This is a genomic window from Flaviaestuariibacter amylovorans (assembly GCF_039541815.1).
Taxonomy (GTDB): Bacteria; Bacteroidota; Bacteroidia; order Chitinophagales; family Chitinophagaceae; genus Flavisolibacter; species Flavisolibacter amylovorans.
Window position 1 is genome coordinate 204,689 of record NZ_BAABGY010000008.1, and the last position, 18,067, is coordinate 222,755.

The following is an 18,067-nucleotide window of genomic DNA, read 5'->3' on the forward strand; positions in this document are numbered from 1 at the left end:
CAAAACCAGCTGCCATGGCCAGAAGTTCGGCAAAGACATTGATCAACCAAAGCGAGTTTGACTTCGACTCTGCCGAGAATCAGCTTCCTCGCCAGGAACAATTTCCTTTAAATATCAAAGGGCTGGATCGTTCGGTTTCAACGGTCATTCTTCAGGATATTCAATCATCAACTGGATCGGTAACCGGGTTCAACTCTCTATCCCAAATCATTGATGTCCTGGGGGCGAATTGGGTAAAGGGAAGAGTATTCGCATCAGTGTGGCATTTAACCCCTTTTCTACATTTCAACCCTTTGGCGCAAGAAGGAATGCAGTATTGGCAGCCGTGCTGGCAGAAGGAAGCTGCCTGCTATCTCGAATCCCCTCGGTACCATGCTCAGAAGACTTTTACTCCCGTTTAGAACAGGACATCAAGAGAAATTCCTTATTTTAAGGACATAGTCAGAAAGGATCTCTTGTTAAACTCAAAATATTCGTCGGACACAAAAGCCTCTTGGGAGGCAATCCAGTGACGAACAATTTTGTCTTTTTACAGTGGTGCATCATAATTTGGAAGAGAAAGGCCGTATTTCTCATACTGTCATTGACACTTAAGATCCGCCTATCGAACAACCGAATTAATAACACTGTTCATGAACTTTGAAAAAGCTCTATCCCTTTATCGAAACGATAAAACACTGCAGCTACTCAGGGCGGAGCATTTTCCTTTATTGGTTAGCTTCTTTCATTTAGCGTTTAAGCAGCAAGATCGCATCGCTTATCCTCAAGCTGCGCTAAACAGTCTTTTAAGCGATTTTCTTTTCGCACTGGGCCAACAAGGTATCACTGACTACAATAAAACACCACTTGAATATCTTCAAAAGTGGGCGCAGCTCGGATTTTTAAGGCGTTACTATGACTTAGGGGATGATCCCGTTTATGAGCTATCTCCCGCTACGGAGAACGCACTAAAATGGCTCGGAGACTTAAATAAGCAGCAGTTCGTTGGTACCCATAGTCGACTGCTACAGTTTTTTTCTTTACTGAAACAGATTGTCAATAGTACAGCAGGGCCTTACGAGCGGGTACAACAATTACTCCTAGAAAGAAAGAAGATCGATGAGGAGATTGAACGCGTACGGGCAGGCAACTTCAGTACACCCACCGATACCCAAATTAAGGAAGACTTTCTTCTTGCAGAGGAAACGGCTAAGCGCTTGTTATCTGACTTCCGTCAGGTAGAGGAAAATTTTCGGGAGCTGGATATACAAACGAGGCAGACGATAATCAAAAGCAACTTAAATAAAGGAGCACTGCTCGACGCCATTTTTGAAAAGCAAGACCATCTCTGGAATACCGACCAGGGCAAAAGTTTTCGTGCTTTTTGGGAATTCCTGATGAGTGAAAGCATGCAACAAGAGCTTGAACATTTACTCGATAGAGTAAATGCGGTTCCAATTATTCAAGAATTAAAAAAAGAGGAAATCGTCGACCGAATTAAAGCCAACTTAGTTGAAGCTGGTGACAAAGTCAACAAAAGCAATGATGGCTTAATTGAGCAATTACGCAAGTATGTCGAACAAAAGAATCTTTCGGAAAGTAAACATATTCTGCGCAATATTGAAGCAATCGAAGAGTTACTAATGGAACGCAAAGACACATTTGATGTGCAAGAGCCGCTGATGGAAATCGATGGCACTGTTCGTCCCACTCTTTTCATGGAACGGCCTTTGTTCACACCGCCAATTAAAATTGCTTTCCAGCAAACAATCGTGGAAGAAGGGCGGGCTGAAAGTACCCCCAATGCGTTGTTTGAACAGTTTTATATAGATATGGAGGAGCTCCGGAATAACGTCAAAGCATTGTTACGGACGCATCCACAAGTATCACTTTCGCAACTGTTGGATCAATGCAAACCGACAAAAGGGGTTGCGGAACTGTTGGGATATATACAAATTGCAACAAGCGAAGCGAAACATTACATTAATAACGAAAAGGAGGAAGCTATCCTCGTGGAAAACAAGGAGGCCGGAACAACATACGAAGTCAAAACACCTCTTATCATTTTCAATAGGTAAATCATGATTCGGGAATATTCGCTGAGTTCGATCACTTTACTAAAAGGAATCTTGTATGACCATCAAAAAGAAGCATGGTCAAATCTTCTTCAATTCGAAGCGGAAATAAAAAAGTATTTCGACGCCCTGGCGCTTGACGTCTATATCGACAAAAGTGAAGGCTATGCCTACCTCGTGCAAAAAGAGCTGGAAGAAGAAGTGCAACTGCCGAAACTGGGCGAAAAAAGGCAATTAAATTTCTTCACCTCGCTGCTTTGCATTGTGCTTCGAAAATATTTACTGGAACAAGATGCACATGGTGGAAACATCAGGGCAATCATTTCCGGGGCAGAAATAGTCAATAGGATCAAAACCTTTCTTCCAACTGCTACAGACGAGGTGAGGCAGCAGGACCGAATCGTTTCGACGATTAATAAAGTCGTAGAGATCGGGTTTCTTCGAAAGCTGGAGGACGATGGCAATAATTACGAGATTCATCGCATCATCAAAGGCTATGTGAATGCTGACGTAATCGAGAGCACCCTACAACGAATAAAGCAATACGCAGCAGAAAAATACCTCTCCGAGTAAAATTTGTCCTATGGAGTTATTTCAAGACGAGACAATATCTGTATTGGCAGGCTTCAGGCTTCAATACTTAGAAGTTTTAAACTGGGGCACATTCCATAAGAAGAGATGGCAGATAGAACCCAGCGGGGATAACGCGCTGTTAACAGGCGATATTGGCTCGGGAAAGTCGACCTTGGTGGACGCTCTAACCTGTCTTTTGGTTCCGCACAACAAAATTATATTCAATAAAGCCGCCGGTGCAGAGGGCAAAGAAAGAAGCCTGCTTAGTTATGTGAAGGGAGAGTATAAGAAAGAAAAAGAGGAAATTACGAAGTCTGCGAAGAAAATTTATTTGCGTCCAAATGATGATACATACACGGTCATTATCGGCGACTTTTTCAATAAGGGATACAGTGAAACCGTGTGCCTTGCTCAACTTTTTTGGATCGGAAAAGAAGGGAAAGTAGAGAAACTCTTAATTATTAGTTCAATACCTCTAACAATAGCCAATGATTTCAGTGGGTTTACGGACATCAACGAGCTTCGGAAAAAACTAAGACATAAGGAAGGAGTTATTCTGGTCACTGATAATTTTTCTCAATACAGTGAGCAATTCCGGCGTCTCTTTGGTATGAACAGTGATAAGGCCATTGACCTTTTCTATCAGACCGTGTCGATGAAATCTGTAAGTAGTTTAACGGATTTTGTCAGAGAGCAAATGTTGGAAAAGACGGACGTAAAAGACCAGATAGGGGCTCTCCTAAAGCGATTTGATGATTTGAATAAATCTCACGCTGCCGTAGTCCATGCGAGAGAACAATTCCAGATTTTAAAACCATTGACAGAAGATGTGGTGGCTTACGGTGAAGTAAATCGGGAAATTGAACACATTGAGGCAATGCTAGAATTGATCCCTGCATGGTTTGCCATCCAAAAAAAGACCCTTCTGGATGAAGAGATTGCTACCACCACGGACACCCTTGAATTGGCAACACAAGTCACAGGTCGCCTGATGGAGCAAAAAGAGGAGTTGGAAAATAAAAAGCTGGGCATTTTGCAAGACATCGATAACAATGGCGGCAAGCGACTGGAACAAATCGCTATGGAAATAAGGCAGCAGGAAAAAGACCGGGACATAAAGAAATCGGATTATGATGATTATGAAAAGCTCGTAAGAGCCTGTAAGTTTCCGGTGGTAGAGAATGAGGCTGATTTTTCAAAAAATATAGAAAGGGCCAAAGCCGGCAGTGAAGTCTGTTTAGCACAAGAACGGACATTGAGACAGGAAAGAGACACTGTTGTTAGTGAGCTAAGAAAGTTGGAAACAGAAATGCAATTGGAACAAAAAGAACTCCAATCGTTAAAAGAACGAAAAACACAAGTACCAAGCTGGCTGATCGGGTTTAGGTGGCAGTTGTGTAGCGACCTGGATATTAACGATGATGAACTTCCGTTTATGGGTGAACTTCTAAAAGTTGCAGAAAGCGAAACGGCTTGGGAAGGGGCGATTGAAAAACTACTGCATGATGCAGGCATAAGTTTGCTGGTACCGAAAGAACATTACAAGAGTGTAAGCCGTTATGTCAATGACAACGTATTGAGAAGCCCGGACGGCCGTGGTATTAAAATCACATACCTGGAGGCTGATCTGGATAAGCTAACGCAAGTGTCAAGAAGGCTTGAAGGCGAAAGTGTCGTTTATAAGCTCGAAATTAAACCGGACACCCAATTTTTCGATTGGCTCGACAATCATCTTCAGCGGAGCTTTGGCGATTTTGTCTGTGTGGATGTGCAAACCTTGCAACATGTGCCTTTTGGGATCACAAAACAAGGTTTAATCAAAAGTGGAAAGATCCGTCACACCAAAGATGACCGCAGGCGACTCGATGATAAGCGAAATTATGTACTGGGCTGGAGCAACGTTGAGAAGATCAAAGTGCTAGAGCAAGTAATTGACGAGTTGGAAATAGAGATAGAACAGCTTCGAACAGAAAAGGCGGGGATAGAAAAACAGCAGTCAGAAAATGATTCCCTAAAGCAGCAGCTATCCCATCTCCTGACTGTTCGTGATTTCAGCCGTATCGACTGGAGGTTTCATACGGAAAAGATTCATGAACTGGCAACCGAACGATTTGATCTGCTAAACAACAATGATTTATTGTCGTTATTGAACCAGAAAAAGGCTGAAGTAGAAGAAGAGACAAAGGATGTTAATCAAAAGCTGAAGGAAAAGATTGAAGAAGTTGGTCGATTGAAAGAAGTGCTGAGAACTTATAGCGAACTGCTTTTGGGTATTGCAGAGTTGATTAGCCAGATTGATCCAAAGAGAAGAGACGCTTTTTTCCCTATTATCGAAGAGAAGATGACTGATAAGCAACTGCGCCTTTCCAGTATTGACAAGCAGCATGAACAATTTCGGAAGTTGTTCGAGGGCGACAGTGGTGAATTGAAAAGAATGCGACACCGCCTCAGTACCCTGCGTTCCGCCGTAGAACGCAGAATGAGAGAAATAAAGGAACATTCCAGGGCTGAATACAGTGAAATATCGGAAAGCATAGATGCCCGCGGAGAATATTTGCAAAAATTCGAAAGATTGGTAAATGAAGATCTAAAGAGACACGAGGAACGCTTCAAGGAAGAATTGAATAAAAATACGATTAACAGCATTTCTGTTTTTGACAACAAACTAGAACAGCACGAAAAGGACATTAAGCAAAAAATAAAAACCATCAATCAACATCTTTATGAAATAGTTTACAATTCTTCTCATGATACATACATCACTATTTTGATGGACGCCACACCAAAGAAAGAGATAAGGCTGTTCAAAGAAGAATTGAAAAAGTGCTATATACATTCCTTTAGCAGCAATAGTGAACTTTATACGGAAGAAAAATATGAACAGGTAAAAACCATTTTGGATCGGTTTGCCAGTTCTGATCCCATAGATAAAGAATGGACAAATACGGTAACAGATGTGCGGCAATGGTTTGAGTTTAACGCCAGTGAACGATACAGAGCCAGTGACGAAGAGAAAGAATTTTACGAAGGTTCAGGCGGCAAGAGTGGAGGCCAGAAAGAGAAGCTAGCTTATACAATATTAGCAAGTGCGCTGGCCTTTCAGTTCGGATTACAGTTTGGAGAAAGCAAAAGTCGAAGTTTTCGATTTGTTGTAATTGATGAAGCCTTTGGCCGAGGCAGCGATGAAAGTACCCGCTATGGACTGGAGCTCTTTAAAAAGCTCAATCTGCAGCTTTTAATTGTAACGCCCCTTCAAAAAATCCACATTATTGAAGGGCATGTAAATTCTTTTCACTTCGTGAGTAACCGGGATGGAGATAATTCGCAGGTAAGCAATTTCACAAAGAAAGAGTACTTGCTGGAAAAATCGAGGTACAACAGTGTTTTTAAATCAGAAACAGCACAGGCATGATCAGTCCTCAGGAAATTAAGGAGCAGGCATTAAGATGGTGGAAACCCTATTTACAAAGCTTAATTGCAAAAGAAGCCTTTTTTCCAAGGCAAATCGATCGGATTGGCAAAATTAAGCCCGCACAGATTACCTCCGATTTTGGGACACTTAAAAATGAGGTTGATGCATTGTATGAATCCTCTAAGAATGAAAAAGGCATTGGTTACTGGGTGAGAACCACAGACAAGAACTTCAGAAGAACCGGACTGCAGATATTGCCCGATTGTCTGATCTTCGAGTGCGAGGAGGATTACCTTCATGTCATTGGTAAAGAAATGGACAGTAAAGTGTTTCTCCGAAACAGTTCTTTTTTGCTTGAGCAGCTGCCTCAACTGAAAGAGTGGATTTTGACCAATCCATTGGAGTTAATTTCCCCGACTCGAAATTGGGAAGGTATAGTTTTCGTCTGTCATTACTTCATCAGCAATCCAAGGCCTGACCAATATTTGAGACAGCTGCCAATCTCTATTCACACAAAGTTCATTGAAGAGAATGACAGCTTATTGCAATCCCTATTAGATTACCTTATTCCAGATCACATACGAGACGTAAAGGATAAGCGATTTGCCTTTCGCTATTATCTGAAGCACGACGAACCTTCTATTCGCATTCGTTTTTTGGACCCGAGCTTGGCTTTGTTAGATCAAGTTATGGATATCAGCCTTACACTACCCGATTTTGAAAGGAACGATTGGCCTGTCCACGCTGTATATATTACTGAGAATAAAATGAATTTTTTGACCTTGCCTCTTTCGCCAAATGCGCTTACTATTTGGAGTGGAGGAGGTTTTAAGGTGAGCCATTTAAAGAACGCTAAGTGGTTAACCAATAAAAATATTTTTTATTGGGGCGACATTGATGTACACGGATTCCAAATACTCCATCAAATACGATCCTACCATCCACAAACTCAGAGTGTGATGATGGATAAGCGTACATTCGAAAGTTTTCAAGAATGGGTGGAAGACGGGGAGGAGAATAGGATTGAAACTTTACACTTGTTGACAAATGATGAGGCTGAGCTCTATACATTGTTGAAAACAAGGACAAGTAGAAATCGTTTGGAGCAAGAGAAGATACCGCAGTGGTATGTAGATAATGTATTCCAAAAAATATAGTAGGCAGTTGGCGTCGTAAACATTTCTTGCCTATACGAATTTCTGTATTAGGCTCCGACACTTCAACTTGAGCAGTATTAGGGAACACCTAGTCACAATGTATCTCCAGTACCGCGGTGGTCAGTATCGCCGGCGTTTGCAACAGATCCGTACCCGATTGATGATGCGGCCTTTACAGGAAGGAGCCCCAGCATCTGGCGAGATCCCTGGTGAAGCATTTCACTCCTTTCTTCTCCGGTAATTTGGTGCAACCAGACTTGGCTTTAGATAAATTGATCAGAGATGCTCCCGTAGCACCAGTTAGTGAAAGTACCGGTTTTTATTTGCCCTGAGCGGGTACAAGTTTCCCTTTCTGCAAGGTTGCTGCTAACCAGTTCGTTTCCCAAGGTTAGTTCTATCAATTATGTGTCCTAAATACATCCATGATCAGCCCACAGGGTGCTGAAGGGCTCTATGAGGTCTTTAAATCGAAAAGATAGCATCCTTGTTCATAGAGCCTTTGGGATCCGGAAGAAGGTTTTTCGGCTAATTAGGCCTTGATTGGCTAAATGTCTAATCTTCCCTTCACTGTGATCTTATCGTAGTAGATATTAGCAACTGGAATCAGCCCGATTTTTAATAGCTGTGGAACTGAGCTCGCGCCTCTGTATAAGTTGCGTTTAGAATAGCAACTACCTGATCCAGCTTATCCTATGGAAAGGGCTTTTGCAGAGAACCAAGAAGCTAAAAGTAACTTATCCGAGCTATGCAGGCGATGGATGAAAGGAGGGTGCAGGAACTCACCTGCCACTTAATCTCGGCGACTCGGTTACGTATTCTAAGGCACTAACTTGCGTAGGCGATATCGATGACAACCCCTAACGGCTATTAGTATTTTTAACCCGCGCAGCTAAAAATCGCGCTGATGTAGGAGTGTGGTTCTGGGCGGGCGAGGTGAAAATCGGCCATTCACAGATGGAAGGATGCTGAATTGCCCTTACACGCGTATAGTCTGCAACAAAAAACAGGTATTTGTACGGGGTTTTAATCGACCTGGATGTGATTATTTTCATTGCTGAGCTTTTAATTATGATTTTAACCGATAATGAAACGAAAGTCGATCTTTTAAATAGTGAGCCGATCGCCCAAACGATCGTGAGCCTACTTCGGAGTCAAAACAACGACCCTATCACCATTGGTGTTCACGGCGACTGGGGCGCGGGAAAATCCAGCGTTTTAGAGATGATCGAGGCAATTTTGGCTGAAGACAAAGCAGTTTGCTGCATTCGGTTTAATGGTTGGCGGTATCAGGGCTTCGAAGACGCGAAGATCGCCTTGATTGAGGCAGTCGTTACCGAACTGATTGAGCGCCGCTCGCTGTTCGTGAAAGCAAAGGATGAAGTCCGCGAGGTTTTAAAGAATATCAATTGGCTAAAGGTAGCTAAGAAGACCGGCAGCATCGCACTGACGGCTTTCACAGGAGTTCCTGACATTGACCTGGTCAACTCCCTTATCGGCGGCGTCAAAAAGCTCGTGGCTCATCCCGGTGAGGTGTTGACGAAGGCAAACCTGTCCGAAGTGGAGAAATTTGCGGAAGAGGTGACCAAAGCGAAAGACAAGAAACAGAATATCCCGCAAGAGGTATCCGCCTTTCAGAAATCATTCGAGAAGTTGCTTCGTAAGGCGGAGGTCGACCAGTTGGTAGTGCTGGTTGACGATCTCGACCGCTGCCTCCCGGATACGGCGATCGAAACGCTGGAAGCAATCCGCCTCTTTATGTTTACTAAGCAAACGGCATTCGTGGTGGCAGCGGATGAAGCGATGATCGAGTACGCAGTGCGGAAGCATTTCCCGGATCTGCCCGACATGGCCGGCTACCAAACTTACACGCGCAACTACCTGGAAAAACTGATCCAGGTACCGTTCCGGATCCCGATACTGGGTGAGATCGAAACCCGGATTTATGTATCCCTGCTCCTGATCGGGTCCGCTGTCGCTAGCGACAACCCGGGATTTCAAAAGCTGATTGCAAGCGCACGCAGCAAACTTCAGCAGCCCTGGCAATCTGAAGCATTCGACTTTTCGACGGTTCGGGAAGCATTTGGGGGAAAGGTGCCAGAAGAAGTCGGCAACGCGGTTACGATTTCGGCACAAATCGGCCCGGTGCTCGCGGGGGGCACAAAAGGCAATCCCCGCCAGATCAAGCGCTTCCTGAACACCTTGCTTTTGCGCCATGAGATGGCGAAGGCGGGTGGTTTTGCTGCAGCCATACACCTGCCAGCGCTGGCCAAGCTGATGGTCGCGGAGCGCTTCCTGCCCAAGCTATTCGAACAAATCGCAAACCTGGCGGCTGGAAGCGGATCGGGTATCTGTGCCGATCTGGCCGCTTTGGAAAAGCAGACAACCCACGCAGGTGATCGTGAAGAGGAGCAAGATGCCCGCGACGGTTCACTACAGACCGGGAGCCCCGCCGCAGGCCAACAACTGGCTGAATGGCTGGCGGATCCCGAGATCTGCAAGTGGGCCCGGCTGCAACCGGCTTTGGGCGAGGTAGACCTGCGGCCGTTCCTCTTCGTTGCTAAGGAGAAGAAGGATTATTTCGCGCGCGGCAGCGTGCTGGGCAATCTCAACTCCCTCATTGAGCGGATGATCGCCGGTTCCACGATGGCGGCCAAGGCCTCTGAAACAGAGGTGAAGTCGCTTTCCTCGGGGGAATCCGTCAAGGTTTTTGAGGCGTTGAAATCGAACCTGGAGAATGAAAAGTCATTGGCAACCCGGCCGCCCGTGATCCAGGGTCTGACCATGCTGGTGAAGCACCACCCAAATCTGCAGGACGATCTGCTCAACCTACTGGATTCCCTTCAGCCGGGTTTACTGGGGGCTTGGGTAGTTACGGGTTGGGAAAACGTTTTTACGGGTAAAAGCACGCTGCGCTTCGCGGAGCTGACGCTGAAATGGGCCAATCAGGGCTCTCGAACGCTGCAGGCCGCGGCAAAAAGGTTAAATACAAGAAAGCACTAATACTATGGGTACTTCGAACGCTTATGGTGGGCCGAAAGGCAGTAACCCACTTGTTCCTTCATGGCTTGGTGGCAATGCGGCGCCGGCCGCTGCCCAGCCCGGCCAGGCTCCGGTTACACCCGGCGCCAATGCCGGAGCGGCCGGCGCTGGTCCGGGTGTCGCGGCGGCAAATGCCGGCGGCGAAGCGGGCCCCACGGCATCATTCACTTCCGCGAAATCCGGATTTACTCGTTTCGTACGATCGGGAGGGGCTGCAGCCGGGAGTTTACACAAAGCGGCATCCCGATACGCCCGCACAGGCGGCGCACAGGCGGCTACGCAAAGGATGGGAGCTTCGCGCGCCGCGGCCGGCCGCTTTGTATCCTTTTTCGGGGCAGCTTCAGGGGGCGGCGCGGGGCTTACCACTGCTCTGGCCACCTTCAATTTACAGGGATTGCTCAATAGCCCGGTAGAAGACATTCTATCGGCACTTATTGACCACATTTGTCCGGATGGTGGTACGATCGACGAGGGGATTGCCCGGAGTGCATTTGTGGAAACCATCATTGCACTACTGGATGAGGGAATCGATCTGGATACGTTGACCGAGGAACAGGCGATGCACGCGATCGGCCTTTTCATCGCTCATTCGATTGAAGGCCGCCTGTGTAACGATATCGGGACTAAGATCACATTCGCCGCTGACCGGGTAGCCGACATCGCCGCTATCCAGCAGGAGCTGCACGATTTTATCGCCGGTTGCGTGTCCGATAGCCTCAGTCAGTTCGAGGGACAGGTGGCTGCCCTTACCGATGTCGAGATTGTCGGGTTTGTTGACCAGATATACGAAGACGCATTTTCTATTCTAGCAGACGTTACTAACGAGTAAAACAAACAGAAATGAAGCAAGTGGTTTACGGAAAGTTCGGCGAAGGCGATTTGTTTACGCTTCCCGCTCATCAGGGTGGCCGCCAGATGGCCCTTGATTTATTGGATGACCAGGGGCAGCTGCGTTTCTCGATGGGGGCGGCATTGGCGGAGGCCTGGAATAAGAGGCTCCGTCCCAGCGAGCTCGGTCTTGACTTGCTGGTGCTGGCCACACATGTTTACGCCGCTGATACGCGGATTTCGCGAGCGCTGCAGTCGCAGGATAACTGGACGCGCGAAATAGAGCTCATCGTGCCGGTATCCGCGCCAGCTGCCTGGGAAGCCGCAAAGGGGACGCTTACCCGCTTGCTCAATTTTCTTTCCGGCGACCTCTGGACAATTGTTTTTCGCGCTCGTCCTGAAGAATGGGAAGAGCTCGCAACGTTTGAAGAAGAAGATGAGGAGGAAAACGACGAGGTGCCCGCCCCCTTCACAAAAGTGCAGTTGTTTTCCGGTGGGTTGGACAGCCTGATCGGCGCCATAGATAACCTGGCACAAGGGGAAGTGCCCCTGCTGATCAGCCATGCCGGCGATGGCGCTACCAGTAACCCCCAACAAGCCTGTTTTGACCAGTTGAAGGAAGTGTATCCCGACAACGATTTCGACCGCCTTCGTTTCTGGCTGAACGTACCGGCTTCTTTGTTCGGCGCGCGCGAAAGCGAGAACACCACGCGGGGCCGGTCTTTCCTATTCTTTGCGCTGGGCATTTTTGCCGGCTCAGGCTTTGGTGGCCCGTTCGTTCTTGAAACGCCGGAAAATGGACTTATTGCTTTGAACGTGCCGCTTGATTTGTTACGTCTCGGTTCCTTAAGTACGCACACGACACATCCTTACTATATGAGTCTGTGGAATAAAATGCTGCAGGAAGTCGGTATCCCCGGCTCCATCGAGAATCCGTACTGGAATCAGACAAAGGGTGAGATGGCGGCGGGATGCCGGAATCGCCGTTTGCTGCGCGAGTTGATACCAGTTTCCCTATCCTGTTCCTCGCCGGCAAAAGCGCGATGGCAGGGCAGAAGCGCCGGCCATTGCGGCTATTGCCTTCCCTGTCTCATCCGGCGCGCCTCGATCAAGCATGCCAATATCCCCGACGCTACAACCTATACGCTCGATGATCTCAATACCGATATAAAGGCCGGATCAGCGCGTGGAAAGCAGATCCGATCATTCCAGGCTGCGGTTGAAAGATTGAATACATCGCCTGGTATTGCGCGGTGGCTAATCCACAAATCCGGTCCATTGCCCGCGACGGCAGCAGAGCTCACGGAACTGGCCGGGGTCTATGAACGTGGGATGCAGGAGATTGCACGACTGCTTCGCAGGACCACAACGACCGGCTGATCATCGTAGATTCGCATCCATGCACGCCCTAGTAGACTTTCATTGTCACCTGGACCTTTATCCGGATTTCGAAAACCTTGTTAGCCAGAAGGAACAGGCGCAGGTATATACGCTCGCTGTCACCACGACTCCGAGGGCTTGGGAACGCAACCGGGACCTGACGTCAGGAAACGAATATGTGAAAGCCGCTCTTGGGCTACATCCGCAGTTAGTCGGTCAATTCGAACACGAGTTGGCGCTTTGGAAGCGTTACCTGAGCGAGACCAGATTCGTAGGAGAGGTGGGGCTCGATGCGGGGCCAGGCTACTTTAAGACACTTCCGGCGCAGATCCGCGTTTTTAAGCAGATGGCTGCTGCCTGCGCGGAGGCCGGGGGTAAAGTGCTGACAGTGCACAGCGTGCGTGCAGCAAAAGAAGTCCTGGACGTGTTATCGGATACTGGGGTGTTCGAACGTAACCAGGTAGTGTTGCATTGGTTTACTGGATCACTGGCTGAAGCCCGGCGCGCCGTGTCGCTGGGGTGTTATTTCTCGATCAATGAGCAAATGTTGCTGAATGACAGGGGACATACGCTCTTAGGATTGATTCCGCGGTCGAAGCTGCTCACTGAAACTGATGGACCATTTACAAGGGCCGGCAATGTTCCGAGGCAGCCGGGTGATGTTCAGTCCTGCCTCCGCAGGATCGGCGACAGCGTCCGGAAACCGGTGGAAATGATACAAGAGCAGGTGGCGAAGAATGCCAGTTTGCTTTTCGCTGAAAGTTGATGTATTGCAGCCGCCAGAAACGGACCGGAAGCTTATCGAGCGTATTAAAGCTTCGATCGAGCGCCTTGAACTAAGGGTGTCGCATATCCAAGACAAGGATTGTACGAAAATCGTTGGAAATACGGCAGATGGGCTCCGTCCGTCGATGTCGTTTATCCACGATGAAATGGAGCGCTCGAGTTTTACGGCGGATCTACGCGAACGCCTGTTCTGGATCAGTCACGAACTTCTTTTGTCGGAATACTTATTGCTGGACAGGGCTTTGGCACTGAAGAAGTTTAAGCTCAGGTATGAGAATGAGCACGGGTTTGATGACCTGCAGGGGGAGCAGCGGCTTCAGCTCAATTCAACTAAGCTTCCGGACATGCTGTATGAATTCATGACCCTCCGCTGGGGCAGCATGTTGGAGATTGCTGCGTGGAAAAGTCCACTCTTGGTAAATACTCATTTCCGTTTCCAAAGTTTCGAAACGAGCGATGAGCTAGCACTCAAGGCGGCTGCCGAGCTTCAGCCGGCCTTTGGGGGCCTACAAGCTTTTCTGGCACCACCGCGGCCGGAAACAGGGCACGTGTCGGAAGGGCCCGCGACGCACTAGGTTGTCAAGAAGCCATTTCAAAGAGAACTACAGTAACTTTCTCGGATCATCTATTATGAATCATGATAACAGCCATGGCGCCGCGGAGACTTCGCCGGTAATGCAATTACTTCAACTTCATGGGATTGTAGCTCCGGGCAAGGGGCTAGAAAGCGTGCTGTTACGGCCTTTTTCGGAGTTGAAAGCAACCTTTGGAGTGCTATTGGCAAGCCTTCGCGATAGTCTCACACCAACAGGGCGGGCGCGCCCACTTTTTCTTTATCCGATGTTTCCGTTTCAACTACGGCAAACGGTTTTCGAGTTACTTCAGCAAACCGAGCCCGAAGAGGTGAAAGCAAAAGCCGCATTGCTGTGTCGGTATTTGGACGGGGAGCTTGTTGAAGCAGTTCGGCCGATGATCTTCGACCTCCTTCGCTGGGATTGGGAAAGGCGAACATGGCGCCCCGGGCGGGACCAAGATCGAGTGAAGGCGCTACGGCGACTGCATGTGGAATTGAGCGCTGAACTGTCGGAAGCACCTTACTGTATGATAAGCAAGTATAGCCGGCTAGCATTTGCTTATATTCTGGAACAGTACGCCCGGGCAATCGCGCATGTTGATGAAACGGGCCTTTCAGATAGAGAAAAGGAGCAGGCGTTCCGGACGTTTAACCAGCTGGAGCGATTGGACGTAGCGCTCGGAGAGTTGGGTCTGGTCGACGTGGAAGACCAGGCAGTGTTTCGCGAGGTCTACCAGGCGCAGGCGCAGGCCTTGATCGACGGCTTAATCCGGCCACTTGGGCAGTTCGACGGTCTATTGCGCGGCTTTATTGAGGCGCAGCAGGACTACCAATTGTTCCTTGAAGCTCTGCTTGATTTGTGGGAAGGTGGCGAGCGTTCCCCCGACCGGAAAATCCGCGATGCTTTTGCACGGCATGATATAGACGGCGGGATCGTCCTACTCAACGCCGTGATTGCAAAGGTTCCCTATTATCTGTTGCGGTTCGACCGGGAGGCAGCCTACCATCTGATTGTTCATCTCACACTGATTTTGGTTGGGTGTGACATCCAATCGGAGGTCGCTGTCCTGCGCGGCCGCATCGATGCGCGTCTTGAATTAGAAAATTGCGTTTACCTGATGGAGTTTAAGCTGCAAGACGCAGCTACCGCAATTCGGCAGATCTTGGATCGGGGCTACGCCTTGCCCGAAGGTCTGCATACTAAGCCTGTCTTCGCACTGGGCCTTGTCTTTGATACGAAGCATCGCCGGATTGCACCGGAGTATGAATTGCGGCCAATTGACAGCACCCGATCTTAATCAAAGGTGTTGCTATAACTTTCCCGCTTCTGGAATTAGGGCGGGAAAAGGGGTATTTGTACCTGTATGTTCTAATTTGTTCCAGAATTAGATTCGCCGCCCTGTTTTAAACAGGCAACATCAGCTGCAGCCAGCTGCGGCTCAAAAAACGATCGATCATGCGTTTTCCATTGTCTTCTATAGATCCCGAAAAATACTTGGCTCTAGTTGCTGCGCTTTTAAGGCAGGATGATTGTCGGATTTTTTCGATACCAACCTCTTCGCTCAGCTATTTAAGATCAACTCCGGGGCGCGACGCGAGTTTTATCGCTGGGTAGATGCAGAGATCGTGAAACGCAAGGTGCGCCTCGCCTCTTGGTCGGTCAACGAGTATGCAAGCCGTTTTGTGGTGCAACAGGTAGGAGGTTACCTGGAGGATCTCAAGAAGCTTAAGACGATTCAGAAGGAGATGGAGCATATGCGTCGCTTTTTGAAGATGTACGTAGATGATGAGTTATTACGCGGGAGCTCGTACGCTGATAAGGCGGAGTATTTCCGTGAGCTGGACGCCGTAACCGAGGGCATAGGTCGTATACGCAGTGTCAGCAAAGAGGTGACCGCCAATTACAGTAAACTAAATACGGAGTTTATAGAACGCTTCGAACCGGTTATCCTGCAATCCGACATCTACCGGCTGATCGAGGAGCTTCATCTTCCGGCTGACGCCCGCTATATGGGACGTGTACCACCGGGTTTCCAGGATGAGACCAAACTGACGAACAAATACGGCGACCTGATCATCTGGCGCGAAATTCTCGAGTACAGCAAGGCGCAGAATATCCGTAAGGTTGTTCTGGTCACCAATGATGGAAAGAAAGATCTTGTCTATCCCCCATTGCAAGTGGAAGTTTCGGGACGAAAGGAGTACAACTCAGACTTTACGGTGATTGATCCGCGCCTCGTTTTTGAGTTCTGGCATTATACCGGCTCTGAAGAAGTGCACATTATCAAATTTGCAGACCTGGTAAAAATCCTTTGGCTGCAGGAGAACAGTCTTTTCGCGGATCTTTCGGCGGCAGTTCAGATCAATGAGCAGCAAAAGAAGAAAGGCCGTAAGGACACGCCCGCGCCTTCTGTGCCCGCACGTCCGCCGGCTGCTCCACCAGAAGAGCCGGCCGCCCAATCGGAAGCACCTACGCCGGTCGGACCTGATCCCGAAGTTGTCCCCCAAACAGCGGAAGTCGAGGGACCGTCTGCGGCAGGTCATGCCCACCCGCAAGCTCATGCCGTCTATTCGGAAAACGCATTGGCGGACATTCGCTACCAAAGCAGCGACGCATCAACTGGTAATTTGATTTCCCGGCTAAAATCTTATAACTGGTACAGTCAGAACGACGCTGTAGATGATTTCCTACGGCTTCTTCCGGCAGCTACGCCTACAACCGAGTTCGCACAGGACTATCTCTTTGTGCTGGGGCGCAACCTTTATCAAGCAGCCTGCGGTGGCGCTTTTAAGGCAATCAGTTTCCTCGAGCAATTAGCTACCCACTTAACGCATGTGGAAGCATTCCTTCGCGAGCATCTCGTGAACGGCATGTTCTATGAATTGTATTTCAACAGTGAGGGCGCTTACCGGGGCGTAAACCTGAAAACCGGGTTTATGGAATTTCTTTTTGCGCTCCAGACCCAGCCCGCCTACCAACAGAACATCGCGTTTATCCGGGCAGCGCTCGCCGCAGTAGAGCACCGACTTGTTGTACAGCCCAATACGGCCCCGGAACTGGCCACGATCGAAGTCATCTACGACCCACATGGTGAGGAGCGTATCTCAGCTTATATCCGCTCCGTTCATCTCGTTGACCGGGAGTTCCTGGTTGCTTTCCCTGGCTCTATGCCCGATACATTCTTTTATGGAGACAAAACAGCTGGAGAGTTGAAGAGGGAGATTTCGCGCGCGCTCGCCATCCCGGATGGGCAGCTCGAACTCTTGTTTGTTCCGCAGATGGACCCGGAAGCGTCTTATGTTTTCAGCTATCCGTTTAGCCATCAGATCCGCCGCGTGCCTTTTGAAGAGCTCGTTCTGCCACCCCCGGATTTCCCAGTTTAGTGAGCTCTTGGGGGGTAATGGGACGGAATTGGCCTAGTAATTTGAAAAGGGTGGGATTATTGAAGGCTGTTGCCCTTCACATCGGTCGGTGCCGTTAGGGACGATTCCAGTTAGAAATGGTAAGCAACGAAGTACGCAGACGAAGAGCCTAAGAATAAATAGCGGCCGACATCTTGCCTACATGCAAAAGAGTTGCCGGCGCCACGCATAGCGAAGGATTTCTGCCAGATTCCTACTACCCGTCTTTTGCATAATGCGCTCGCGGTGTCCATCGACGGTACGCTTACTTATCCATAGCACGCGGGCAATTTCCTTGCTGGTCTTCCCTTCGCAAATGAGTTGGAGAATCTCTTGTTCCCTGGCTGTCAAGTGTGGTGGAAATCCGGAAACATGCGACCGGGGGGTGGCGGGTATATCTACCTCCAAGCCGGGGGCAATAAAAAGTTCTCCGGCTAAAACTTGGGAGATAGCATGGGCTAGTTCTTCTTTCGAAGTGTTTTTAAGGAGGTAGCCCCGGGCGCCTGCCTCAATCATCTCTGCCACAGAAATTGACTCGCCAAAGGATGAAAGGGCTATCACACTTATGGCGGGATATCGCTGGTTAAGAAGTGCTGTAGCTTCGATGCCGTCCATGACGGGCATCTGAACATCCATGAGTACGATGTCGGCAGTCGCCTTTTCGAGGAAATCAAGCACCTCCAAGCCGTTGTTAGCTTCCAAGACAACCTCTATGTCAAGTAGTTTCAGTCGTTGCAATAAAAGGCGCAGACCCTCTCTAAAAAGTACGTGGTCGTCAGCGATCACGACTCGGATCGTTTCGTTTTCAAACATGGTGGAGGTTGCGGATGCAATTTGGGTTTAAATCATCATGGTCCTACTC

General features: G+C 48.5%; 13 protein-coding genes. 12 read left to right on the forward strand and 1 reads right to left on the reverse strand.

Annotation, left to right across the window (positions count from 1 at the left end):
- Window positions 1–14 precede the first annotated feature (14 nt).
- From ABD937_RS14590 to ABD937_RS14645, 12 genes are all read left to right on the forward strand, one after another.
- Complete coding sequence (locus ABD937_RS14590) at window positions 15–401, forward strand: hypothetical protein (RefSeq protein ID WP_345256491.1); 387 nt, start codon at window positions 15–17, stop codon at window positions 399–401.
- Window positions 402–632: 231 nt separating this feature from the next.
- On the forward strand, window positions 633–2,057 hold the full coding sequence (locus ABD937_RS14595) for a DUF3375 domain-containing protein (protein WP_345256492.1): 1,425 nt from the start codon (window positions 633–635) through the stop codon (window positions 2,055–2,057).
- A 3-nt stretch (window positions 2,058–2,060) separates the two neighbouring features.
- Entirely contained in the window at window positions 2,061–2,627 is a 567-nt protein-coding gene (locus ABD937_RS14600; RefSeq protein ID WP_345256493.1) for a DUF4194 domain-containing protein, read from the forward strand.
- Between the two features lie 10 nt (window positions 2,628–2,637).
- On the forward strand, window positions 2,638–6,039 hold the full coding sequence (locus tag ABD937_RS14605; protein ID WP_345256494.1) for an ATP-binding protein: 3,402 nt from the start codon (window positions 2,638–2,640) through the stop codon (window positions 6,037–6,039).
- Window positions 6,036–7,196, forward strand: coding sequence for a Wadjet anti-phage system protein JetD domain-containing protein (locus ABD937_RS14610; RefSeq protein ID WP_345256495.1), 1,161 nt, complete (start codon window positions 6,036–6,038; stop codon window positions 7,194–7,196). The genes ABD937_RS14605 and ABD937_RS14610 overlap by 4 nt, the downstream gene beginning before the upstream one ends.
- Window positions 7,197–8,207: 1,011 nt before the next feature.
- Window positions 8,208–10,196 (forward strand): Qat anti-phage system ATPase QatA, encoded by a 1,989-nt coding sequence (gene qatA / locus ABD937_RS14615; RefSeq protein WP_345256496.1) that lies wholly within the window; start codon window positions 8,208–8,210, stop codon window positions 10,194–10,196.
- Between the two features lie 4 nt (window positions 10,197–10,200).
- Window positions 10,201–11,064, forward strand: coding sequence for a Qat anti-phage system associated protein QatB (qatB, locus tag ABD937_RS14620; RefSeq protein WP_345256497.1), 864 nt, complete (start codon window positions 10,201–10,203; stop codon window positions 11,062–11,064).
- Window positions 11,065–11,075: 11 nt separating this feature from the next.
- Window positions 11,076–12,443, forward strand: coding sequence for a Qat anti-phage system QueC-like protein QatC (qatC, locus tag ABD937_RS14625; RefSeq protein ID WP_345256498.1), 1,368 nt, complete (start codon window positions 11,076–11,078; stop codon window positions 12,441–12,443).
- Window positions 12,444–12,462: 19 nt separating this feature from the next.
- Window positions 12,463–13,209 carry a Qat anti-phage system TatD family nuclease QatD gene (gene qatD, locus ABD937_RS14630; protein WP_345256499.1) on the forward strand — a complete coding sequence of 249 codons (747 nt, stop codon included), beginning with the start codon at window positions 12,463–12,465 and terminating at the stop codon, window positions 13,207–13,209.
- Between the two features lie 4 nt (window positions 13,210–13,213).
- Complete coding sequence (locus ABD937_RS14635; protein ID WP_345256500.1) at window positions 13,214–13,804, forward strand: hypothetical protein; 591 nt, start codon at window positions 13,214–13,216, stop codon at window positions 13,802–13,804.
- A gap of 55 nt (window positions 13,805–13,859) precedes the next feature.
- Window positions 13,860–15,101 (forward strand): PD-(D/E)XK nuclease domain-containing protein, encoded by a 1,242-nt coding sequence (locus ABD937_RS14640; protein WP_345256501.1) that lies wholly within the window; start codon window positions 13,860–13,862, stop codon window positions 15,099–15,101.
- Window positions 15,102–15,333: 232 nt separating this feature from the next.
- Window positions 15,334–17,187, forward strand: coding sequence for a PIN-like domain-containing protein (locus tag ABD937_RS14645; protein ID WP_345256502.1), 1,854 nt, complete (start codon window positions 15,334–15,336; stop codon window positions 17,185–17,187).
- Between the two features lie 177 nt (window positions 17,188–17,364).
- On the opposite strand, the gene ABD937_RS14650 is transcribed toward ABD937_RS14645, so the two are convergent.
- A complete protein-coding gene (locus tag ABD937_RS14650; RefSeq protein ID WP_345256503.1) occupies window positions 17,365–18,018 on the reverse strand; it encodes a response regulator in 654 nt (217 codons plus the stop codon).
- Window positions 18,019–18,067: the final 49 nt, after the last annotated feature.